The sequence below is a fragment of the Comamonas aquatica NBRC 14918 genome (genome assembly GCF_000739875.1).
Taxonomy (GTDB): Bacteria; Pseudomonadota; Gammaproteobacteria; order Burkholderiales; family Burkholderiaceae_C; genus Comamonas; species Comamonas aquatica.
The window spans coordinates 1-18,095 of the sequence record NZ_BBJR01000071.1; the positions used below are offsets into that span (position 1 = coordinate 1).

The 18,095-nt window shown below is 61.8% G+C and carries 21 protein-coding genes; all 21 read right to left on the bottom strand.

The annotated features are described in order from the left end of the window. Positions 1–46: 46 nt before the first annotated feature. Positions 47–778, bottom strand: coding sequence for a 4'-phosphopantetheinyl transferase family protein (locus CA2_RS17725; RefSeq protein WP_169741484.1), 732 nt, complete (start codon positions 776–778; stop codon positions 47–49). A 48-nt stretch (positions 779–826) separates the two neighbouring features. Further along, positions 827–1,261 carry a hypothetical protein gene (locus tag CA2_RS15390; protein ID WP_042419355.1) on the bottom strand — a complete coding sequence of 145 codons (435 nt, stop codon included), beginning with the start codon at positions 1,259–1,261 and terminating at the stop codon, positions 827–829. 53 nt (positions 1,262–1,314) lie between these two features. Beyond that, positions 1,315–1,713 (bottom strand): hypothetical protein, encoded by a 399-nt coding sequence (locus tag CA2_RS15395; RefSeq protein WP_245620978.1) that lies wholly within the window; start codon positions 1,711–1,713, stop codon positions 1,315–1,317. A gap of 14 nt (positions 1,714–1,727) precedes the next feature. Further along, the gene (locus CA2_RS15400) at positions 1,728–2,972 is read right to left on the bottom strand and encodes a beta-ketoacyl-ACP synthase (protein WP_042419358.1); all 1,245 of its coding nucleotides are present in this window, start codon (positions 2,970–2,972) and stop codon (positions 1,728–1,730) included. Next, positions 2,969–3,712 carry a 3-oxoacyl-ACP reductase FabG gene (gene fabG / locus CA2_RS15405; protein ID WP_042419361.1) on the bottom strand — a complete coding sequence of 248 codons (744 nt, stop codon included), beginning with the start codon at positions 3,710–3,712 and terminating at the stop codon, positions 2,969–2,971. The genes CA2_RS15400 and fabG overlap by 4 nt, the downstream gene beginning before the upstream one ends. Further along, positions 3,705–4,199: a hotdog family protein gene (locus tag CA2_RS15410; RefSeq protein ID WP_042419365.1), complete on the bottom strand. Its 495-nt coding sequence runs from the start codon at positions 4,197–4,199 to the stop codon at positions 3,705–3,707. Before CA2_RS15410 ends, fabG begins: the two co-directional genes overlap by 8 nt. A 12-nt stretch (positions 4,200–4,211) precedes the next feature. Further along, positions 4,212–5,402 (bottom strand): beta-ketoacyl-ACP synthase, encoded by a 1,191-nt coding sequence (locus tag CA2_RS15415; RefSeq protein ID WP_042419367.1) that lies wholly within the window; start codon positions 5,400–5,402, stop codon positions 4,212–4,214. Continuing rightward, positions 5,399–5,914, bottom strand: a complete 516-nt coding sequence (locus CA2_RS15420) for a DUF3261 domain-containing protein (protein WP_169741485.1) — start codon at positions 5,912–5,914, stop codon at positions 5,399–5,401. Before CA2_RS15420 ends, CA2_RS15415 begins: the two co-directional genes overlap by 4 nt. 89 nt (positions 5,915–6,003) lie before the next feature. Next, the gene (locus CA2_RS15425; protein WP_042419369.1) at positions 6,004–7,254 is read right to left on the bottom strand and encodes an NAD(P)/FAD-dependent oxidoreductase; all 1,251 of its coding nucleotides are present in this window, start codon (positions 7,252–7,254) and stop codon (positions 6,004–6,006) included. 35 nt (positions 7,255–7,289) lie between these two features. Beyond that, positions 7,290–9,692, bottom strand: a complete 2,403-nt coding sequence (locus CA2_RS15430; RefSeq protein WP_245620979.1) for an MMPL family transporter — start codon at positions 9,690–9,692, stop codon at positions 7,290–7,292. Positions 9,693–9,704: 12 nt separating this feature from the next. Next, positions 9,705–10,322 carry an outer membrane lipoprotein carrier protein LolA gene (locus CA2_RS15435; protein ID WP_042419371.1) on the bottom strand — a complete coding sequence of 206 codons (618 nt, stop codon included), beginning with the start codon at positions 10,320–10,322 and terminating at the stop codon, positions 9,705–9,707. A gap of 71 nt (positions 10,323–10,393) precedes the next feature. Continuing rightward, positions 10,394–10,834: an acyl-CoA thioesterase gene (locus tag CA2_RS15440; RefSeq protein WP_042419373.1), complete on the bottom strand. Its 441-nt coding sequence runs from the start codon at positions 10,832–10,834 to the stop codon at positions 10,394–10,396. Then, positions 10,824–12,374, bottom strand: coding sequence for an HAL/PAL/TAL family ammonia-lyase (locus CA2_RS15445; RefSeq protein ID WP_042419375.1), 1,551 nt, complete (start codon positions 12,372–12,374; stop codon positions 10,824–10,826). The genes CA2_RS15440 and CA2_RS15445 overlap by 11 nt, the downstream gene beginning before the upstream one ends. Before the next feature lie 24 nt (positions 12,375–12,398). Further along, the gene (locus CA2_RS15450; protein ID WP_245620980.1) at positions 12,399–13,403 is read right to left on the bottom strand and encodes a lysophospholipid acyltransferase family protein; all 1,005 of its coding nucleotides are present in this window, start codon (positions 13,401–13,403) and stop codon (positions 12,399–12,401) included. Then, the gene (locus CA2_RS15455) at positions 13,400–14,155 is read right to left on the bottom strand and encodes a glycosyltransferase family 2 protein (RefSeq protein ID WP_042419378.1); all 756 of its coding nucleotides are present in this window, start codon (positions 14,153–14,155) and stop codon (positions 13,400–13,402) included. Before CA2_RS15455 ends, CA2_RS15450 begins: the two co-directional genes overlap by 4 nt. Further along, positions 14,155–15,870 (bottom strand): ApeI family dehydratase, encoded by a 1,716-nt coding sequence (locus CA2_RS15460; protein WP_052369967.1) that lies wholly within the window; start codon positions 15,868–15,870, stop codon positions 14,155–14,157. Before CA2_RS15460 ends, CA2_RS15455 begins: the two co-directional genes overlap by 1 nt. Positions 15,871–15,883: 13 nt before the next feature. Then, positions 15,884–16,459, bottom strand: coding sequence for a COG4648 family protein (locus CA2_RS15465; RefSeq protein WP_042419381.1), 576 nt, complete (start codon positions 16,457–16,459; stop codon positions 15,884–15,886). A gap of 13 nt (positions 16,460–16,472) precedes the next feature. After that, on the bottom strand, positions 16,473–16,733 hold the full coding sequence (locus tag CA2_RS15470) for an acyl carrier protein (protein ID WP_042419387.1): 261 nt from the start codon (positions 16,731–16,733) through the stop codon (positions 16,473–16,475). A gap of 21 nt (positions 16,734–16,754) precedes the next feature. Further along, positions 16,755–17,015, bottom strand: coding sequence for a phosphopantetheine-binding protein (locus tag CA2_RS15475; RefSeq protein ID WP_042419390.1), 261 nt, complete (start codon positions 17,013–17,015; stop codon positions 16,755–16,757). Next, complete coding sequence (locus tag CA2_RS15480) at positions 17,002–17,820, bottom strand: lysophospholipid acyltransferase family protein (RefSeq protein WP_439708939.1); 819 nt, start codon at positions 17,818–17,820, stop codon at positions 17,002–17,004. Before CA2_RS15480 ends, CA2_RS15475 begins: the two co-directional genes overlap by 14 nt. Further along, positions 17,771–18,095 (bottom strand): beta-ketoacyl synthase chain length factor (locus CA2_RS18850; RefSeq protein ID WP_174435625.1); only part of this gene is annotated, 325 nt, incomplete at its 5' end. The genes CA2_RS18850 and CA2_RS15480, both read right to left, overlap by 50 nt.

Sequence of the window (18,095 nt, forward strand, 5' to 3'; positions counted from 1 at the left end):
CCTGCGACCGGCATTTATGCAACAACGCCGACCTTCCCTAATCGATTCAATTCAGCACGGTTAAATCGGGAAGAAAAAGTCGCCATTCGGCAATCTCATGCCACGCCAAGCTCAAACACTCCTCATCAATGTGAGGCGATAAAGCAGGTAGTGGACGATCTTGGGTACACAAGGCCAAGTAAACATTGTCACCTTCAGAATTAACACCCCTCCACAGACGCGCATAAGCAATAGTGACGGCACCCTCTGCCACCGTGCAGTCTCCAGACACTGGGCTCCAAGACATCTCGGAAATATGGGAAAAGTTAATCCCACTTCCAATGCATTTGAAGTACGCTTCTTTCAAACACCACAGCTGCAAAATACCACGCTGCTGCGCATCTGGCGTAAGCTCCGCCAACCAAGCACGTTCAGCCTGTGAACATACAAATTCTGCAATCGCCAAAGCATCACGAAATCGAGAAGGCTTTTGAACCTCGATATCAACACCCACTGCCACAGGCGCTTTGACGCAAACCAGCATCCCGCTACTGTGGGAGAGCGAAAGCATAGGCTCTGGTGCATCGCACTTATGCCCATGCTCTACACGTGGTGCATGACCTGAGTGGCTGGATAAACGCCATTTTTCTAGCTGCTCCGCTGACTCCGCCAACAGCAATCGCAAGGCGTAGCGACAGGCCAGAAACATTTGCTGCCGTGCAGAACTCAAGCCTGTCAACCGCTGCAACTCCGAATCACTTAACCACCCAGGTCGAAGCTGCTGCGCTTGCACAAACATCGAGGATTGACTGCCTATCAAAAGCCCCCACGTTGACATCAGTGCTTTTTATTTACCTATGCGAGCATAAGTCCCCTTGAGTGCAACACCCGCCATGATGTTGCCAGCATGGCATTCATAGTTCACCGGGTCCTTGTTCGGGTTCTTTTTGTAGAAGCTGTGCAGGTCCACCACGGCATTGGCACCCTTTTGCTTGGCCGAGGACTGGAATGCAATCAGCGCAGACAGCGCAGCCCAGTTACAGGCAGTGGCATCGTCCTTGCCCACACCATTGGTCTTCTTGTTCGAGGTGTCATCCCCAAGCTTGGCACTCACACGGGGCGTGGCAGCGCCAGACAGGTAGAACTTCACGCTACCGTCCAGCTTGCCTTGGTCCAGACCCAGCTGCACCACGTCTGCCAAAGGCAGCATCACGGTATCGTCGCGCGCCTGCGCCGCAGTGGCAGCGATCAAGGCCAGCAAAGTCAATGCGATTTGTTTCATGATTTTCCTCCTCCCTCAAAGGGCATGGTTGTCAAAAAATGAGTACGGTCCGCTCACACCGTACCAATTCTCAGCATCAGATTGCGAATCCAGCGGTTGTAATTGGGGTGGATTTTGCGAACACCATTGGCTTCCACAAAATCCAGATTCACACTGTTCAGATAGCTGATCTGGTAGCCCGTGGTGTCGTATTGCACGGAGATCGTGACTTGGTGCTTGCCCTGTTTGTCGTAGCGCAGCTCCAGGCGACCATCATCCTCCTTGCTCACCACCCAACCCAATGATTTCCCTGCCGCCACAATGCGGTCCCGCAGCTGCACTTGCGTGGAAGCAACAGCCGGAGTCCACAAAACCTGCGGCGGCTCGTAGATTTCTGTGTTGCGAGCCATCGCACTCCCCACAGCCACGGCCATCACCATGCCAAACGCAATATGACGCATCATCTTCATCATTGTTCGCCCAGTCTTTATGCAGGCCAACGGCGGAAAATCAGCGATGTGTTGATTCCGCCGAAAGCAAAGTTGTTGCTCATCACCACGTCCGTGCGCAAGGCCCGCGGCTTGTCCCTGATGTAGTCCAGTGTGGCACAGCGCGGGTCGGGTTCGGCCAGATTGGCGTTGGCCGCAAACCAACCTTCGCGCATCATCTCAATGCTCATCCAAGCTTCCAGAGCGCCACAAGCCCCCAGCGTGTGGCCCATATAGCCTTTGAGTGTGCTAACCGGCACACGGTCGCCAAACAACTGGTGCGTGGCCTGTGATTCGGCAATATCTCCCTGATCGGTGGCGGTACCGTGGGCGTTGATATAGCCCACTGCTTCCGGCAGCACACCAGCATCGTCCAGCGCCATGCGCATGGCCTGGGCCATGGTGGCGGGGTTCGGATGGGTGACATGGGTGCCGTCGGAATTGCTGGCAAAACCGATTAGCTCCGCGTAGATGCGGGCACCGCGCGCCTGGGCATGCTCCAGCTCTTCGAGCACAAAGGTGCAAGCGCCCTCGCCCAACACCAAGCCATCGCGCTGCGCATCGAAGGGGCGTGGCGTCAGCTCCGGAGTCTCGTTCTTCAGGCTGGTGGCAAACAAGGTGTCAAAGACAGCGGCCTGCGTGGCATCCAACTCCTCTGCGCCCCCCGCCAACATGGCGAGCTGCTTGCCGCTTTGAATGGCCTCGAAGGCATAACCCAGCCCTTGGCTGCCCGAGGTGCAAGCGCTGGAGGTGGTGATGATGCGTCCCGTAGTGCCGAAGAACACACCAATGTTCACCGCCGCTGTGTGCGACATCATCTTGATGTAGGTGTTGGCGTTGATACCCTCGGTACTCTTGTCAGCCATCATGCGGCCGAAGTCGCCAATCGCAGCCGGTGTGCCCGCCGATGAGCCATAGGAAACGCCCATCTGCCCGCTTTTGACAAAAGGGTCGCCCAACAGTCCCGCGTCTTCCAGCGCCAGCTCGCTCGCACGGGTGGCCATCAACGCCACACGGCCCATGCTGCGCATGGTCTTGCGGTTGTAATGCGCGGGCAGATCAAACGCGGGCACGGTGCTGCCCAGCTGCGTGTTCAGGCCTTCATAGACCTTCCACTCATCCATCACGCGAATGGCAGTGAGGCCTGTGCGCAACCGCTCCCGCACCGTCGCCCAGTCATGGCCCAAGGGGCTCAGCGCGCCAATACCGGTGACGACCACGCGCCGCTTGCTTGCTCCACTCATCCGATCATGCCTCCGTTGACAGAGATCACCTGGCGTGTGATGTACGATGCCTCGTTGCCCATCAGAAATGCCACCAGTCCGGCTACTTCATCTACCTTGCCCATTCGCCGCATGGGAATCAGCTCCAGCGCGTGCTCCAGCACATCATCGCTGACCATCTCGGTATCGATCAGGCCTGGCGCCACGCAGTTGACGGTGATCTCGCGCTTGGCCAACTCGATGGCCAGCGACTTGGTCGCAGCAATCACCCCGGCCTTGGCCGCGCTGTAATTGGTCTGTCCGCGGTTGCCCATCAGTGCGGACACCGAAGCCAACGTGACAATGCGCCCCGGCTGGCGTCGACGCACCATGGGCATGACGATGGGGTGCAACACGTTGTAGAACGCATCCAGGTTGGTATGCACTACGGCATCCCATTCCTCACCCGTCATGGCGGGAAATGCGTTGTCCTGGGCAATGCCAGCATTGCAGACCACGCCGTAGTAAGCGCCGTGCGCAGCCATATCAGCGTCCAGCTGCGCGGCACAGCCTGCACGATCGGCCACATCAAACTGCAGCACACGGGCCTGTCTGCCCAGTGCCTGGATGGCATCCGCGGTCTGCTGCGCCTGTTCGCGCCCGCTGCGGCAATGCACCACGATGTCAAAACCATCGCGGGCCAAGCGCAGGGCAATCGCGCGGCCAATGCCCCGGCTGGACCCGGTCACCAACACGGTGGCTGTTTGGGGGGCCTCATTCATGTTGTTCACTCACTCCCTGTTTTTCTAGCGCGTGAATATATGCGCTTCCGTCCTCGGGTTCGTACACAGAGATACGCGCCTGGGCCAGCACATGCTCCTGAGCACCTGCCTCGGCCTGCACGATTTCGCAGGCAAACATTCCCAGGCCGTTATCACCCACCAGCTCGCTGTGCACCCGCACTTGCAGCGTTGTACCCAGTACGAAATGGCTGCATTCGGCTTGGTATTTGCGGGTACCCAGCAAAAAACCCAATTTGACGGACTGCTGGGCTTGCAAAGCCTGCCAGCCTGCCCAAGCGGCCACGGTCTGGGCCATGTATTCCACACCCACCCAGGCCGGCATACCCGCTTCCTGCACAAACAGTCCATCACGGGGTACCGTGACCTGGGCCACGGCCCCCTCCGCATCGGCGTGGACCAGGCGGTCGAGCAGCAGCATCACGCCCCGGTGGGGCACATAGTTCTCGATTGGTAAAAACACATTCATGGGGATCACACCTCAGGCAGCAGCCAGCAGCAACGCACAATTGCTGCCGCCAAAGGCAAAAGAATTGCTCAGCACAGCCCGTGGCGCACGCCCAAGTGTCATGCCTGGTTGCACCACGCGCAACGCGGGCAGTAGAGGGTCTGGCGCACCATCCCACCAGTGCACTGGCAGCAGCCCTTGTGGGTTATCCTGCAGCAGTTGCCAAGCCATGGCGGCCTCCACGGCGCCAGCAGCTGCCAGCGTGTGGCCGGTCAGAGGTTTGGAGGAGCTCACGGGCACCTCGCTGCCCAGCACTTGGTGCACCGCCAAGCTTTCCATAGCATCGTTGTGCACCGTGGCTGTGCCATGCAGATTCACATAATCTACGTCCTGCGGGCGCAAGCCCGCACGCTGCAGTGCCAGTTGCATGGCCGCGACCGCCCCCCGGCCACTGGGATCAGGGGCTGACATATGGTGGGCGTCCTGCGTCTCGCCCCAGCCTGCCAGCCATACAGGGGCTTCTTCGCGCGTCAGCAAACATACAGCAGCGCCCTCGCCCAGGTTGATGCCACGGCGATGGACCGACAACGGGTTGCAGCGCACATCTGATACGGCCTCCAGTGCGCTGAAGCCCGCCACGGTAAAGGCGCACAGTGCATCAACACCGCCTGCAACCACCGCATCGACCAGACCTGCCTGCAACCAGCGCGCAGCCGATGCCAGCGCTTTAGCACCTGAAGAACATGCGGTGGAGATGGTGTGCGCCGGGCCTTGGATACCCAGATGCTGTGCCAAAAAAGCAGCCACATTGCCCATCTCCTGCACCGCGTAATCAAAATCTTGCGGAAAGCACTGCTGGGCGCTCCACATGGCCGCGGCCTGCTCACCTTCTTGCACCCCTGCCGTGCTGGTGCCGACCACCACTGCCACGCGATGTGCGCCCCAACGTTCGATCACCTGATCCACGTTTGTCCGCAGCTGCTGTGCCACATACCAAGCCAGGGCGTTGTTACGCGAGCGTTGCGTGGGCGGTGCGAAATCCAGCACGGGCAGCTGCAGCTGCGCAGGCAAACACCCCAGTGGCAGGCTGCGACCGGGTGAATAGCGGTCTGTCATCTGTAAACTGCACGGGTCTTGCGCAGCCCACATGCCGGCGCGCAAGCTGGCTGCATCCCCCCCTAAGGCACTGCAAACCGCCATGGCCGGGATGTAAACGCGGCTCATAGCGCCTCCTGCGCAGCCATGCACGGCTGCATTCCGCCAGGCGATGCCACCAGCAAACTCCAAGCCGCAGGCGCATATCGAATCTCAAATGCATCCTTTCCCACGGCCTGTACTTCGACACGAAGTTGACCTTGGTGTGTCAACCGGCGCACTTGCGCACCGTCCTGCACCTGCCAGCCAGCAGGCAAGGCCTGTGCAATAGCTGGCGCAGGCCACAGCGCCAGCTGCATATCGCTCAACACCTGAACGGGCGACAGTTGCGCAGGCCACCAGCGTGACAGCTGGGTCTGCAGTTGCTGGCCATCCCAGCTCAGTGCACCCATGCGCTGCCCCAGGTGGAACAAGGCCAGGCGCACGCTCTGCCCATCGACCTCCAGCAGGGCGTCCAGGGTTTGCGCAGACCCGCTTGGTGGTTGCACCGTCAGTTGCTGCTGCACGGCCAAGCTGCAACCCAACGAGACCGGTGCGAGCGTCAGCTGCAACGGTGCAACGCGCTCTACTCTCCCCGTCATTACTGGCGCACTGGCACAGCCTCCCAGCACACACACCACAGCGCTGGCCAGACTGACGGCGCGGTGCAGAGTGAAACCAGTCTTTTTCATCATGCAGGTTCAGCCTGGGTCGAACGGCACAGCTCGCGCAGTACGCCCAGCCGGCGCTGCGGCTCAGCCACATAGGGATTGTTCACATCCCAGGCATATCCCGCCAGAATGGAAGAAATCATGCGTCGAATCTCCTGGCTGCTGTGCTGGTGAAAGATCACGTCCTGGAAGCCACCGTCATACCAGCCTTGCACAAAGGCTCGGAAGGTGTTGACGCCTGCTTGCAGCGGCACGGCATAGTCTTTTTGCCAGTCCACTGTCTCGCCCTGCCACATGCGTGCAATGCAATGGGCAGCCAAACTAGCAGACTTGAAGGCGATGGTCACCCCGCTGGAGAACACAGGGTCGAGAAACTCGCCTGCATTGCCCAGCAAGGCGTAGCCATTACCCCACAGCGATGTCACATTGGCCGAATAGCCGGTGATGGAGCGGCCCGCTGTGTCCCACTGCGAATTGCGCAGCACATGCGACAGGCTGGGCGCCTCGGCAATGATGGCGCGCAGACGCTCGACCTCGGTCCCCTCGTAGCGTGCCAGAAACTCCGGCGTAGCCACCACACCTTGCGAGCAGCGGCCGTTCGAGAACGGAATGGTCCAGAACCACACGTCCTGGTGCTCGGGATGGACCGAGATCAGGATCTTGTTGCGGTCCATGTCCTGGGGGGCGATCCGGTCTTCGATGTGCGTAAACAGCGCGCCGCGCACCGGGAAATCCGAAGGACGCTCCAGATCCAGCATGCGTGGCAGGATGCGGGCAAAGCCGCTGGCATCCAACAGGTAGCGGGCCTGCACCACGTACTCTTCCCCTTCCGGCGAACGCACGGTCACCTGCGGTTGGACACCGGTCACATCCACGGCCACCACGGTGTGGCGGTAGCGGATTTCCGTGCCCGCCTTCTCGGCCGCATCGGCCAGCACTTTGTCGAAGTTCGCGCGCTGCACCTGGTAGGTGGTACCCCAGCCAGGCGAAAATTTATCGCGAAAATCGAAAGCCGAGCGCAACTCGCCCTTAGCAAAAGCCGCGCCGTTTTTGTACTGGAAGCCGGCTTCCACCACATCCTGCAGCATGCCGGCTTGCTCGATGTATTCCATGCTCTGCGGCAGCAGGCTTTCACCAATCGAAAACCGGGGGAAGGTTTCCTTCTCCAGGATCAGCACCTGGCGCCCTTGCTTGCGCAGCAGGCCTGCGGCCACCGCACCCGACGGGCCGGCACCAATGATCAAGATTTCGGTTTGTTCTATGCGTGTCATGTCCTCACTCCTTTTCGGCAAGGGGTTGTACCCCCTCACCCTCTCTGCGTCAGTTGTTCTCGATCAAGCAATGGTGGCGCGCTACCGGCAACTGCAGCCGTTCCTGCACGAAACAGCGGTGCCAGCACCAGCACCAGGGGCAGGCCCAGCATCAGCGTCACGCCAAAAGCGCGCAGTGCAGGTGTGCTCGACAGGCCCAGCAGGCCAAAGGACAGCCAAGTGCTGCCAGCACCAATGACCACCGCCAACCAGGCATGGGGATCGTCCTCGTGTTCCTGCAAAAAAATGCCGTAGTCAATGCCCACGCCCAGCAGCAACATCAGCGCCAGCACATTGAACAGCTGCCAAGGCTGGCCCCAGGCCGCCATCACGGCCACCACGGCCAGGCTGGCCAGCACCGTGGGCACCCACGCCCGCCAGGCTTTGCGGCCAAAGCGCAGCCACAGCGCGCCCAGCACCAGGGCATGGCCCAGCACCAGCAACTCGGTCATCGAGATGCGGTAGCGCTGCAGCAAACCCGAAATTTCGGCGGGTTTGTCCACCCAGGTCACGCCTTCCAGCCCTTGTGCCGCAGCCGCCAGCGCCGGCAGCGCTGCCTGGCCTTGCACGCCGCGCAGCATCAGCATGCTGCGTGTGGCACCGTCGTACGTGCCCAGCCACAACGGGCGCGCTGCCGCGGCTATGGGCTGCGCCAGCCAGTCCTGTACATCCAGCGAGGCAGCTGCTTTCACCGCAGGTGGGGCAAAGGCTTCGCCCAATTGGGCATTGATGCCCTGCAGCACATCGGCCTGCACGCTGCGCACCAACGCCGCATCCTGCGCCTGGCGCTGCGCCGAAGGCACCCAGTCCGACACCGCTGTATAACCCGCCAACTGGTGTTGCAACACCAGTGCATCCAGTCGCGCTTTGAGTGCTTCTTCGCGCTGCAGCACCTGCTGCGCATCGCTGCCCTTGACCAGATAGAACTGCGCCGGACTGGGCAAGCCCAGCATCTCCCCCACCTGGCGCTGCTGCGCGATCAGGCTGGGGTTGCCGTTTTGCAACTGGCGCACATCGTCCTGGATGTTGACGCCGCCGCTCAACCAAATCCCTGCGGCCATCAGCGCGCACAACAAGGCCGATCCCCAGGTCGCAGCACGCCAGCGCGGCCAGGCGTTCAGTGTTTGGCCAATGCGATGGGCAACGCGGCTTTGCGGCACCTGGCCACGGTCCAGCCACGGGAACCAGCACACCACCGTCAGCATTGCGGCGGCCAGCCCCACCACCGAGAACAGTGCCATCTGCCGCAGCCCCGGAAAGGCAGCGGCGCCCAGCGCCACATAAGCGATCACGCTGGTGCCCAACGCCAGCCACAGTGCGGGCTGCAGCGCCCGCATCAGCGCATGGGGCGTGCGGTCTGGCTCGCCCTGGCGAGCCGCGAAATAGTGGATGCCATAGTCTTCGGCCACGCCCACCAGGCTGGCGCCAAACACCAAGGTCAGCAAATGCACCTGGTCAAAAAACAGCGCTGTCACCGACAAGGCAACGGCCGTGCCCACCAGCAGCGACAGGCCCACCAGTGCCACCGGCCGCACCGAGCGAAACGCCAACCACGCCAGCAGCAGCACCCCAGCCAGCGAACCCCAGCCAATGGTGTTGATCTCGCCGTGGGCCTGGGTGGCCGCAGCTTCGGCGTGCAGCGGCACACCAGCCAACAGCAACTGTGCGTCAGGCCATTGCTGGCGCACCTGGGCCAGCGCGGCCTGCATGGTATCTTGCAAGATAGGCTCACCCGACAGGCGGAAAGCCGAGCCCGACAGGCCGTACTGCAGCAGCACCCATTGGCGCTCTTGCGCGGATACCCACAGCTCTCCATCGCGCGGACGCGCCTGGCTCTGGCCAGCGCGGGCGGCCCACCACTGTGTCCACAGCCCCAGAGGATCACTCACCCAATCGGTCAACCTAGCTTGCATGCCGGGCTGGTACAGGTCCTGCAGCGCCTGCTGCACCAAGGCTTCGCGCGGCGTTTTTTGTAGCCGCTCACGCTGCTGCGGGGTGAGCAGCGCCTGGCGCCAGGGCTGGTAGAAGTCCAGCGCTGATTGCATGGAGGTTTGCTGCGCCAGCGGCTCTTCGCGCAACGGTGCCAGCTGCTGCTCGGCCAGGCTTTGACGAAACACCTGGGCCGCGTTGCGGCTATCGGCCCACTGGGCCGTGCCCAACAGCACCACCACCTGGCGCGACAGCTGCTCGGACAGCTGCTGCGTGGCGCGCGCCACATCCGGCGCCTGCTCATTCAGCGGTAACAAGGCCAGCACATCGGTGTCAATGCGGTCCTGCTGCCAAAAGCGCCATTGGTGCCCCGCCACGGCCAGCACCACCAGCAGCCAAGCGAGTGCGGCCCAGCGCCACAGGCGGCCAGGGCCTGCGGCGGCCGGTGCGGAAGAAAACGTGGAATGCATGCGGCTCAGGGCTTACTCAAAAAGTGAAGCATCTTGTGCTCGCAGTGCTTGCTCTGCAGCCGGATTTTGTATCAGTATCTGGCTGCGATCACCGCGCGCTTCCTGCAGCTGCACTTCTTGCACAAACTGCTGACCATGCAAGTCCACGGCCTGCAGCCACTGGGCCAACATAGCGTCGCGCGGCACCAGGTGCAGCGTCCAGCTGTTGCCTTGCACCTGACCCGTCACTTCAAAGTACTGGCTCAGTTGCGCCAGATCAGCCGCCATCACAGCAAACAACATCGCGTTGATGGTGCGCAGCACCGGCTCGTCCTGCGCCTTCATCTGCATGGCCACGCTGCCATCGGCTGCACGCGACAGCAGGCTGTCGGGCTTGACAATCAGCGTGGACGCAAACGGTTGGCGCACCTGCCAGGCAATACCCTTGCCGCGCGCGACCACAAAATCGCCCGAGGATTTGAGCGGCTGCTTGAACCCCTGCACCGTCTTGAGCTGGGTGAACTGGCCGCGCACCACCGGCGCATCCTGCACGCGCTGGCGCACCTTGGCCAGCAGCGCCTGTGCGCTCGACGCTTCGTTTTTTGCAGCTGCTGGCGCAGATGGGGCGCCCTGTACGGGTGAAAAAGCCAACAACTGTGCGCAGGCTACCAGCGCAGCCCCCACACCCCAAACACCGCACGCACCCGACAACGGCACGCGCTTCATGGCTGCACCCCCAGGCGTTCCCACAGCACGGGCGGGCAGACAAAGCACATCTCCTTGGTGTGCATATCGACCGCCACCTGGATGGTGTGGGCCGTGTTGACCTTGTGGCCCGTGGCCGCGTCGCGCATCACATAGTCGATGCGCAAGCGGTTTTCCCACTCGGTGATGGTGGCGCGAATCTTCAGCTTCTGGCCAAACAGCGCCGGGCGCACGTATTTAAGGCGCATGTCCACCACCGGCCAGCCATAGCCAGAATCGCGCATGCGCGGGTAGTCGTAATCAAACTGGGCCAACAGCGCGCTGCGCGCCAGCTCCAGGTAGCGCACATAGTTACCGTGGTAGACGATCTCCATCACGTCGATGTCATAGAAGGCCGGCGTGACCTCGATCTCGTAGCTCAGCCGTTCGCGCGATGCCAGTTCTTGTTCAGTGGGCATACAGGCTCCAGGCGCGGTCACGGATGTCTGCCAGCAAGCGCTGCAGATCCTGGTCCAGCGCGCGGTCCTCCTCGACCAACGGCACGCGCGCGGCCAAATCGGCCACCCAGGCCCGCACGGCTTCGCCCACCGGCACATCGGTCTGCACACGCTGGCGCAGTACCACGGCCTGGCGCGCGGCAATCAGCATGGCGGCCACCACCTGCTCGGTCAGCTCCAGCACGCGCAGTGCATCACGGGCGGCAATCGTGCCCATGCTGACCTTGTCCTGGTTGTGGCATTCTGTGGAGCGCGAGAACACCGATGCCGGCATGGTCAGCTTCAGTGCCTCGGCCGTCCAGGCCGACACGCTGATCTGCACCGCCTTGAGCCCGTGGTTGATGGCTCGGCGCTCGCCCTGCGCGGCCGACAGGTTCGACGGCAGGCCTTGGCTGTAGCGGGTGTCCACCAGCTGTGCCAGTTGGCGATCCAACAGATCGGCCACATTGGCCACGGCGTTCTTGAGCCCGTCCATGGCAAACGCGATGTGGCCGCCATAGAAATGACCGCCGTGCAGCACACGTTCCTGCTCCGGATCGATCAGCGGGTTGTCGTTGGCGGAGTTCAGCTCGCCTTCCACCAGCTGACGCATAAAGGGCAGTGCATCTTCCAGCACGCCGATCACATGCGGGGCGCAGCGCAGGGAATAACGGTCTTGCAAGCGGTGCGAGTTGCGCAGCGGCGCCTCGGCCACCAAGTCGGAGCGGATGCGCGCAGCCACGCGCTGTTGGCCGGGGTGCGGCTTGGCAGCAAACAGGGTTTCATCAAAGTGGTGGGCGTTGCCTGCAATGCCCACCACATTGGCCGCCGTGATGCGGCAAGCCAGCTGGCTCACATACTGGGCGCGCTGCCAGGCCAGGCAGGCCAGGGCCGTCATCACGGCCGTGCCATTCATCAACGCCAGGCCTTCCTTGGGGCGCAGCTTCAACGGTGTGGCGCCGGTCAGCAGCAAGGCCTCTGCGGCGGGAATGCGCTCATTTTTATAGAGCACTTCACGCTCACCACACAAGGCTGCAGCCACATAAGACAGCGGTGTCAGATCACCACTGGCGCCCACCGAACCTTCTGCCGGAATCAGCGGCAGGATGTCGTGCTGCAGCAGGTGTTCAAGCTGCTGCAGCAGCGCCCAGCTCACGCCCGACATTCCTTGCGCCAGCGACGCCATCCGGCACGCCAGCACGGCGCGCGTTTCCACCGGCGTCAGATAGCGCCCGGCACCGCAGCCGTGGTAAGCATACAGGTGGTGGGGCAGCTCGGGCACCAACGCCGGCGGAATCTCCACCGTGCACGAGTCGCCATAGCCTGTAGTCACGCCATAGACCACGCCATCTTCGGCCAGTAGGCGGTCCAGAAAATCCGCACCCTTTTGGATGCGCGCACGAAACGCAGGTTCGGGCGACAGTGCGGCCTGGGCCTGCTGCTGGGCAATGGCCGTGATCTGTTCGATCTGCAGGGGCGTGCCATCAAAAAAGATGAGCGCGGGGCGGGCATTCTGGGTCATGCGGGGTTACTCACGGCAAACAAATCAGGAAGCACAGGAAGCAGATGGGGGCTGCATGGCGGCGGGCCCACCTTGCTCCCAAAACGGAAAAAAGTTGAACCAGTCGTATGGCGCCTGGCACAGCAAGCGCTCCAGTTGCTGGGCATACAACTGGGCGTATTCGGCCAGCACCTCATTGCGGCGCGCGCGCGGGAGCTGCACCTGGGTTGCGATGGGGACAAACTCCACGGCATAGCCCCGGCCCTGGTGCACACAACCCATGAAATACAGCGGGCACTTGAGCAGTGCGGCCAACACATAGGGTCCGCAAGGAAAAGCCGCTTCGTGGCCCAGAAACTGCGCCCGCGTGGTCTTGCTGTCGTGCACCGGCACGCGGTCGCCGGCAATGGCAATGAATTCACCGCACGCCACACGTTCGGCCAGCATCATGGCGGTGGCGGCACTGAAATCAGCCACCTGCAGCAGACGCACACCAGTGTCGGGCGCCAAACGCTGCAGCAGGCGGTTGAACTGCTCGGCATGCTTTGTGTGCACCAGGATATTCAGGCGCAGATTGGGCTGCAGCCTAGCCATAGCCTGGCAAAGCTCGATACAGCCCATGTGGGCGGTGACAATAACAGCCCCCTGCCCATGCTCCAGCAGTTCCAGCAGCGGCTGGTCACCATTGAAACGCACCCGCTCTGTGCGGTAGCGACCAGTCAACGCCAGCAGCTTATCCAGAATCACCTGGGCAAACATGCGAAAGTGCTTCTGGCTGTGCCACCAACCCGGCATGCGCGCCCACAGGCCGTGGGCCTGCTGCATGCGCTGCAAATACTGCAGCGAAGAGCGCCGCGCCAATGGGCGTGTGAGCCAGTAATAGGCCACCACCGGATACAGGCACAGCAAGAACGGCCAGCGCCCCAGCAAGCGGTGCAGGTGGTAGAGCAGCCACATTCCGGCCACAAAAGTGCTCTCCCCAATCTGCGCCCAGTGCGTGGGAGCAGCAGCGCGCTGCGCGGGTGAATCGCTGTGTTGGGGCATGCTCATGCGCCGCGCCTTCCCACCAGCTTGCGGGCCAGCAATCTGGGGCTGCGCCACAGCATGCCGGCAAACAAGCGCGCGTGCATGCCCGAAATCTGCAAGTTGTCGCGCCAGACCTGGAAGTGCGACAGACCATCCAGCGGATAGGTGACAGCGGTGCGCTGGGTCACAAAGCGCATGCCTTGCCAGTGCATGCGCACCAAGACTTCGGTATCAAAGTCCATGCGCTTGCCAATGGCAGCGCTGTCCAGCACCGCCACCGTGGCGGGCAAAGGGTAGATGCGATAGCCGCACATGGAGTCACGAATCTCCAGTGACAGCGTGTTGATCCACACCCACACATGGGTCAGGTAGCGGCCATACAAGCGGCCTTTAGGGACGCTGGCGTCATACACCGGTGCGCCACAAATCATGGCCTGCGGATGCTGGCGGGCCAAGGCCAAAAAAACGGGGATATCCGTAACAGCATGCTGGCCATCGGCGTCGATCTGCAGCACATGGCTGTAACCCTGCGCGTAGACCTGGCGCATGCCGGCCATCACTGCCCCCCCTTTGCCCTGGTTCTGCGCCAAGCGCAGCAGTTGCACCCGGGGTGCATGCTGCGCTGCCAGCGCCTGCAGCACGGCCGCACAGCGCGGCTCACTGCCATCATCCACCAGCAAGCAGGGCAAGCCTGCTTGCAACACGCCCTGCACCATCAGGCCAATGGTGTCCGGGTGGTTATAGACGGGAATCACCGCAATGGGACGAAAGTCCATCACAGCGTCCACTCCAGCAACTTGCCGCTGGCGTGCGCACCACGCGCTGACGTCAGTGCGAATTGCAAGCAACCTTTTTCGGCATGCCACTGCAGTTGCAACTGGACCGTATCGCCTGGCAAGATGGGTTGCTGAAATTTGAGCAGCTGAACATCTGCAAAGCGCGACTTCAGGCCAAACGCCTGTTGTCCCAGGCTGACCACCCAATGCAGCTGGGCCACGCCGGGCACCAGCGTAGCGCCGGGAAAATGGCCTTCCAATACGAGCAGCTGGGGCTGGATATAAAGCTCGGCCACAGCCTGGGTGGTGTTGCGCTCCAGCCAGTGCGGTTGCGGCACCACCGGGTTGAACAAAGCCAATAGGCTCTGCTGCGTAGTCTTGCTCTGGGTGTTGACCGGCAACTGCTCCACATAGCGCCAACTGCGCGGCAGTGCCACACGCTCCACCACGCCCTCCAGAACGCTGCGCAAGGCCTGGCCCACAGCACGGCGGCCTTGCTGCTGCAGCACCTGCCAGCCGCATTCAGCCAACTCCACCACCATGCCCACCCGGGCAGATGCACCATCACCTTCCAGTACCACGGCCCGGGCTTGCTTCACCCAATCGTGGGCTTGCAAGCTACGCTCCATGGCCGTCAGCGACACGCGTTTTTCTGCAATTTTCACCACGCGGTCGGAGCGCCCTAGCAACACAAAGCTATGACCATCTGGACTGGCTTCCACACGATCGGCCGTTTCCCACCAAACAGAGGCCTGGGGCAAATGCGGGGATTGCACGGCCAGGCAACCACTGTCGAGCACACGCAAGGCCACGCCCGGCAGTGTTTGCCAAACATCGCTATGCTCGGCGCGGCGGCGCCAGGCAATGCCGCCGGTTTCTGAGCTGCCAAACACCTCGGTGGGCGAATGGCCCAGCAGTTGCTGGGTGTGCATCGATGCCTCGGCCGACAGCGGCCCACCGGACGAGAACACGCCACGCAAGCCAGTCGTGGCGCCCCCCCAGTCCAGCTGTGCGGGCAGGCGCCCTAGCAGTGCAGGGCTGGACACCAGCAGACCGGAAGGTGTTGCCTGCAATTGCTGCACCAGCTCTTCCGGGTAGCGCGCAAAGTGCGTGCCCAGCAAGCGCCCAGACGACAAAGGCCACAGCAATCGGAACAGCAGCCCGTAAATATGGTGGTGTGACACGGTGGCCAGCACCTGCACACCGGGGGGGGCAAAATCAGCACCAAAGACAGACTGCAGCGCGTGGACCTCTGCATCCAGCTGCGCCAAGTGTTTTTCAATGCGCTCCGGCATGCCGGTCGAACCGGAGGTGAACAGCACCACGCGCGCCTGAGTCATGTTCAACGGCTGGAGCGCTACGGCATCGACCACGGCCGCATCATGCGCGGTGACGATGGCGTTAGGCAGTTGCCCAACACAAGCCGCTACCTGGGGCAGTAACTGTGCCGAGGTCTGAGGATGGACATCGCTGAGCAGCACCGGTGTCTTGCCCGCATGCCACGCCCCCCAGAGCGCAGCGGCAAAGGCCAGCGGCTCGTCCAGGTACAAAGCCACATCCTGCCCGGGCACCTGCTGCAAGGCAGCGCACCACGCTTGCACCTGGCGCACCCATTGCGCATGCGTGACCACGCCCGTGGCCAGCTTTGCCACGGCATGCGTTGCCGCACGGGACTGCGGCAGGGCCACCTGGGCCAATGTCAAGCCTGGATTCACAGGGCGTATATCCTCATTCGTTTGATGCCCCTAGGGCCTGCTCCAATCGATGGCGGCGCTGCACATGCTGGCGCACCAGCCACTCTCCAGCCATCAGCACCCCCATAGCCACATAGGCCAGCAGCCCGTTGTACAGCGCCCAAGTGGCATCGCTGCTGTAGAGCGCTGTATAGGCCGCCACCGTGCCATTCAGCACAAAAAAACTGCACCACAGTGCCGTGACCCGCGCCGTGTAGCCCACGGCAGCCGCTGGCAGATCAGGCGTCTGCAGGCGCGCCAGGCGCTCCACCACCGAGGGTGGGCAGCGCAGGCTCCAGCCAAACACTGCCAGCAGCACGGCGTTGACCAGCACCGGATAGAGCTTCACAGCCTGAGCATCGCCCTGCCACCACGACGACAACCCCAGCACACCCGCCCCAGCAGCCACCAGATACCAGAAACCCTGGCGAGTGCTGACCGCCCGTGCTAGGGACAGCAGCACCATGGCGCCGGCCAACCAGTGCGGCGCCACATGGTCCAAAGCGGCATACACCCCAAATGGGTACAGCAGCGTCAGCACCAGCAAGGCCGCAGTGGCAGCTTTGCGCATGGCGTGGGAGCCTTTAGGCGACGGTGCTGTCTTCGTTGACCAGTTGATGCAGGGCATCCACCACGTCCTGGATAGTGCGCACTGACTTGAAAGCCTCGGCATTCAAACGCTTACCCGCCAGGGGCTTGAGCTGCACGATCAGATCGACCGCGTCAATGCTGTCAATGTCCAGGTCTTCATACAGCTTGGACTCTGGTGTGATGCGCTCGGCCTCGATGTCAAAAGTGTCCTGCAGGATCTGGACAATCCGTTCGTAGATGGCTTCTTTGTTCATAGGATGTTCGTGGTTCAGGACTTAGTGCGCGCGGTGTGCAGCGACGAAGGCGGCCAGTGCCTGGACACTGCGGAAATGCTGGCGGGTCTGCTCGGAGTCGGCCGACATGCTCACGCCATAGCGCTTTTGCAGGGCGAGGCCCAGCTCCAGGGCATCGATGGAGTCCAGCCCGAGACCGTCTACAAACAGCGCGTCGCTGGCGTCGATGTCCTGGGGAGTGATGTCTTCCAGCGCCAGGGAAGAAATGATGAGTTCTTTGATCTCTTGTTCAAGCTGAAGCACGTGAAGGTTCCCTAAAAAGTTGTTCTGACAAGTGTTCCGTCACCTGGCGCGCCGCCAGCACTTCGCTGTGGGCTGCGTCGCAGAAAGGATTGACTGCGATGTCCTCGCGCACCTCAATGGTGAAATGGGGTTTGCGCTGTGGCACCTTCCACCAAGACGTTCCCTTGGTCAGCATAGGTAGACTGCTGTGAATGTGCACCGGCGTGATGGCAATGCGCCCTTTGACTGCCACATGGGCCGCACCACGCTGCAAACGTACCTGGCCCTGCAAAGGGGTGCGCGTGCCTTCCGGAAAAATGATCAGGTTGTTACCTGCCCGCAGCGAATGCAAGCAGTCGTCCAGCAGCTCGGCACCGCCGCTGTTGGTAATAAAGCCTGCTGCAGTGATCGGCCCGCGCGTGAACGGGTTGCGCGCCAGCGCGGCCTTGACGATACAGTCCGCATGGCGCACAAAAGAAATCAGAAACACCACATCGATCAACGAGGGGTGGTTGGCCAGAATCAAAAGTCCACGACGCTGCAAGCGCTCGGAACCTCGCACCTCGTACGACAGTACGCCGACAAAGCGCATCAACGCCACAAACCAGCGGAAGCTGTAATGAATTACAGCCTGTGACAGATGCTGCCTGCGCTCGTTGCTACGCACACACAGCAACAATGCTGGATAAACGAGACAGGGCACGAACAAACCGCCCAACCCAAAAATGGTAAAGCAAAGCCCTGTGGCCAACACACGCCAGCAGCGATTCAACCGATCACCCACCACAGCGCTCCCACCACCAACAACCGGAGCGCTGCTGCTCACCACTACCATGTCTAACGCACAAAGACGCTCGCTCCCGACTTAACAAGAAATGCAGCACCTCAAGGCCGTGAGGCAAGCCTGACTTCAGAGATTGGCAAATATCACTCGCAGTTGCAGGTATGGTCTTAAGGCTAAACCCCAATTCACCTGGTGCAGCCAAAGCAAGCAAAACTGCCCAAGCATAATGAGGCTGAGGCTCATCGTGGAATCTGTCATACGGCGTTGGCAGTGGTGCTTCGTAACACACCAGCATTACTTCCGAAGCACCTTCGTGC

Excerpts from the sequence above, each read along its gene's own strand:
- CA2_RS17725 (WP_169741484.1), bottom strand. The coding sequence starts at position 778 with ATGTTTGTGCAAGCGCAGCAGCTTCGACCTGGGTGGTTAAGTGATTCG.
- CA2_RS15390 (WP_042419355.1), bottom strand. The coding sequence starts at position 1,261 with ATGAAACAAATCGCATTGACTTTGCTGGCCTTGATCGCTGCCACTGCG.
- CA2_RS15395 (WP_245620978.1), bottom strand. The coding sequence starts at position 1,713 with ATGATGAAGATGATGCGTCATATTGCGTTTGGCATGGTGATGGCCGTG.
- CA2_RS15400 (WP_042419358.1), bottom strand. The coding sequence starts at position 2,972 with ATGAGTGGAGCAAGCAAGCGGCGCGTGGTCGTCACCGGTATTGGCGCG.
- fabG (WP_042419361.1), bottom strand. The coding sequence starts at position 3,712 with ATGAATGAGGCCCCCCAAACAGCCACCGTGTTGGTGACCGGGTCCAGC.
- CA2_RS15410 (WP_042419365.1), bottom strand. The coding sequence starts at position 4,199 with ATGAATGTGTTTTTACCAATCGAGAACTATGTGCCCCACCGGGGCGTG.
- CA2_RS15415 (WP_042419367.1), bottom strand. The coding sequence starts at position 5,402 with ATGAGCCGCGTTTACATCCCGGCCATGGCGGTTTGCAGTGCCTTAGGG.
- CA2_RS15420 (WP_169741485.1), bottom strand. The coding sequence starts at position 5,914 with ATGACGGGGAGAGTAGAGCGCGTTGCACCGTTGCAGCTGACGCTCGCA.
- CA2_RS15425 (WP_042419369.1), bottom strand. The coding sequence starts at position 7,254 with ATGACACGCATAGAACAAACCGAAATCTTGATCATTGGTGCCGGCCCG.
- CA2_RS15430 (WP_245620979.1), bottom strand. The coding sequence starts at position 9,692 with ATGCATTCCACGTTTTCTTCCGCACCGGCCGCCGCAGGCCCTGGCCGC.
- CA2_RS15440 (WP_042419373.1), bottom strand. The coding sequence starts at position 10,834 with ATGCCCACTGAACAAGAACTGGCATCGCGCGAACGGCTGAGCTACGAG.
- CA2_RS15445 (WP_042419375.1), bottom strand. The coding sequence starts at position 12,374 with ATGACCCAGAATGCCCGCCCCGCGCTCATCTTTTTTGATGGCACGCCC.
- CA2_RS15450 (WP_245620980.1), bottom strand. The coding sequence starts at position 13,403 with ATGAGCATGCCCCAACACAGCGATTCACCCGCGCAGCGCGCTGCTGCT.
- CA2_RS15455 (WP_042419378.1), bottom strand. The coding sequence starts at position 14,155 with ATGGACTTTCGTCCCATTGCGGTGATTCCCGTCTATAACCACCCGGAC.
- CA2_RS15465 (WP_042419381.1), bottom strand. The coding sequence starts at position 16,459 with ATGCGCAAAGCTGCCACTGCGGCCTTGCTGGTGCTGACGCTGCTGTAC.
- CA2_RS15470 (WP_042419387.1), bottom strand. The coding sequence starts at position 16,733 with ATGAACAAAGAAGCCATCTACGAACGGATTGTCCAGATCCTGCAGGAC.